Below are 1,604 nucleotides of genomic sequence, written 5' to 3'. Positions count from 1 at the left end.
GCCCAAGGCCAAAGAATTGCGCCGCGTGGTCGAACCCATGATCACCCTCGGCAAAGAACCTACTCTGGCCAACAAGCGCCTGGCATTTGACCGCCTGCGCGACCGCGATATGGTCGTCAAGCTGTTCGCAGAGATCGGTCCACGCTACAAGGCACGTCCCGGCGGCTACACCCGCATTTTGAAGATGGGCTTCCGCGTTGGTGACAACGCGCCCATGGCACTGGTTGAACTGGTGGACCGTCCTGAAGTGTCGGAAGACACTACAGCTGACACGGCCAAGGCAGAGTAAGCTACAATACACACATACCGCGCGGTGGAGCAGCCTGGTAGCTCGTTGGGCTCATAACCCAAAGGTCGTAAGTTCAAATCTTGCCCGCGCAACCAACACGTTAGCCTCTCAAGGCCAACAGCAAAACGCCTGCATCAAGCAGGCGTTTTGCTTTCCGGCCTTCATTCGGCGTTCAGCGGTTCTACTGCCAGTAGCATCACTGGCAGTCATTGCTTGCGGCTGGCCTGCATGGCGGTTGCTCAGTCCGGCATAACTGCTGTCACTTCAATTTCGACCTGGGCGCGGTCTTCAACCAGCGCCGCAACCTCGACACATGTCATGGCCGGAAAATTCTTTCCCATGACTTCGCGGTAGACGCCACCCAATTCCTTGAGCCTGGCCACGTACTCGACACGATCCACCACATACCAGGTCATGCGGACCATATGTTCGGGTCCGGCGCCACCGGCCTTCAGCACGGCCGCAATGTTCAGCAGCGCCTGGCGCGTCTGCGCGATGAAATCGTCGCTCTCGAACTGTTGCTGCGCATTCCAGCCAATCTGGCCGCCCACAAACAGCAGGGCGCCRCGAGCAAGGATGCCGTTGGCATAACCTTTCGGCTCGGCCCAGTCGGGCGGTTGTAGTTTCTTGATCATGAGCTTCCTGAGGGTGTTTTCAAATAAGGTAACAGGGCGCTGCGCATTCGTTCGGGAAGCGGCAGGGGTTTGCCATTGGGGAGCTCCGAATAGACCACCACGCCATGCGCTTTCAGCTTGATGGTCACCCCGGCGCTGCCAACTGGGCTGCCATGGATTTCGTAGTGCATACCCATGCTCGCGTTGCCAAGGCGGGTCAGTTCCAAAGTAATTGTCAGTGGGTCGCCATGGCGGCACATACCCAGGAACTCAACCTTCAAATCCACAATCGGCACACCCGTGCCTCCGGCAATCAAGACATGTTCGGGAAAACCGATGTGGGCCAGGAAGTCCTCTTGCACCTCATGCAGCAGATAGAGAAACTGCGGGTAAAAAACGATGCCGGCCGGATCGCAATGGTGAAACCTGACGAGCTTTTGCGCGGTGAATTTCATGATTCGCGCAGCTTGAAGCGTTGCAGCTTGCCGGTTTCAGTGCGTGGGAGCTTGGTCACGAATTCGATCTGACGGGGATATTTGAAAGGCGCAAGCGCCGCCTTGACGTGGTCTTGCAGGGCTTTTGTCATGACGTCATCAGCTGCCTGATCAGGCTTGAGCACCACAAAGGCCTTGACGACCATCCCCCGGTCGTCGTCGGGCAAGCCCACAACACCGCATTCAGCTACGGCAGGGTGCTTGAGC

Annotated in this window: 4 protein-coding genes and 1 tRNA gene; 2 read left to right on the top strand and 3 right to left on the bottom strand. The window is 57.7% G+C overall.

Going from position 1 to position 1,604, the window contains the following annotated elements:
- Positions 1–289 (top strand): 50S ribosomal protein L17 (rplQ, locus tag AC1DWI_RS22415; RefSeq protein WP_477725815.1); only part of this gene is annotated, 289 nt, incomplete at its 5' end.
- An 18-nt stretch (positions 290–307) separates the two neighbouring features.
- A tRNA-Met gene (locus AC1DWI_RS22410) sits at positions 308–384 on the top strand.
- Between the two features lie 144 nt (positions 385–528).
- On the opposite strand, the gene AC1DWI_RS22405 is transcribed toward AC1DWI_RS22410, so the two are convergent.
- The 3 genes from AC1DWI_RS22405 to AC1DWI_RS22395 all read right to left on the bottom strand — a co-directional run.
- Positions 529–924, bottom strand: a complete 396-nt coding sequence (locus AC1DWI_RS22405; protein ID WP_477668668.1) for a RidA family protein — start codon at positions 922–924, stop codon at positions 529–531.
- A complete protein-coding gene (locus AC1DWI_RS22400; RefSeq protein WP_477668667.1) occupies positions 921–1,358 on the bottom strand; it encodes an acyl-CoA thioesterase in 438 nt (145 codons plus the stop codon). The genes AC1DWI_RS22405 and AC1DWI_RS22400 overlap by 4 nt, the downstream gene beginning before the upstream one ends.
- The coding region (locus AC1DWI_RS22395) for an AMP-binding enzyme (RefSeq protein ID WP_477725814.1) at positions 1,355–1,604 on the bottom strand (250 nt) is incomplete at its 5' end. The genes AC1DWI_RS22400 and AC1DWI_RS22395, both read right to left, overlap by 4 nt.

This window comes from Polaromonas sp. P3_C2 (assembly GCF_056402675.1).
The sequence above is the reverse complement of the archived record's forward strand: the minus strand, read 5'-3'. Positions and strand labels throughout refer to the sequence as shown.